We start from the raw sequence: 922 nt of genomic DNA on the forward strand, positions 1-922 counted from the left end.
CTAGGGCGTGTATCGAAGTCTTGTGAGGCGGGCTGCCGCTTGGGCGAGTCGTAGATCGACAACGAATGAGGTCTCCGGTAAGAGGGTTGATCGACCAAGAACAACCTGAACACCGGAGACCTCGTGGCCACCCTAGCGGTGACGCGGCGCTTTGACCTGACCGATGCGCAGTGGGCGACGCTGGAACCCTTGCTGCCCGCGCCGAAACGCTCAGGAAGGCCGCCGCTGTTCGGTAAACGGCAGTTGATCGATGGGATCCGCTGGCGGGTGCGGACCGGCGCGCCCTGGCGCGACGTACCGCCTTGCTATGGATCCTGGCCGGCGGTGTACGCGCTGTTTCGGCGCTTTGCACGGGCTGGTACCTGGCAGCAGATCCTGACCGCGTTGCAGGCACTGGCGGACGCGGCCGGGCGGATCACCTGGGACGTGAGCGTCGATTCCACCACGGTGCGGGCGCATCAGCATGCCGCCGGGGCACGGAAAAGGGGGATCTACAGGCCGAGCCGCCCGGCGGCGATCATGGCGTTGAGCCGGCCGATCATGCTCTGGGGCGCTCGCGCGGTGGACTGACCACCAAGATGCATCTGGCTTGTGAGCAGGGTCAAAAGCCATTGTCGGTCGTGCTCACCGCCGGGCAGCGCGGGGACAGCCCGCAGTTCGCCGCGGTGATCGACGGTATCCGGGTGCCGCGACTGGGCTGCGGGCGGCCCAGGACCCGCCCTGATCGGGTCCTGGCCGACAAGGCCTACACTTCCCGGGCCAACCGGGCGTATCTGCGGCGGCGCGGGATCCGGGCCACCATCCCGAGCAAAGCCGACCAGGACGCCAACCGCCGTGCCAGGGGCTCCAGGGGAGGGCGGCCGCCCGCCTTCGACTCGGTGCTGTACCGGCTGCGTCACGCTGTGGAGTGCGGTATCAACCG

The 922-nt window shown here is 68.3% G+C and carries 2 protein-coding genes; both read left to right on the plus strand.

Going from position 1 to position 922, the window contains the following annotated elements:
* Window positions 1-123: 123 nt before the first annotated feature.
* Window positions 124-570 carry an IS5 family transposase gene (locus ACH34R_RS44135; protein WP_397567625.1) on the plus strand — a complete coding sequence of 149 codons (447 nt, stop codon included), beginning with the start codon at window positions 124-126 and terminating at the stop codon, window positions 568-570.
* Between the two features lie 8 nt (window positions 571-578).
* Window positions 579-922 (plus strand): transposase (locus tag ACH34R_RS44140; RefSeq protein WP_397567626.1); only part of this gene is annotated, 344 nt, incomplete at its 3' end.

This window comes from Spongiactinospora sp. 9N601 (assembly GCF_044326295.1).
GTDB lineage: Bacteria > Actinomycetota > Actinomycetes > Streptosporangiales > Streptosporangiaceae > Spongiactinospora > Spongiactinospora gelatinilytica.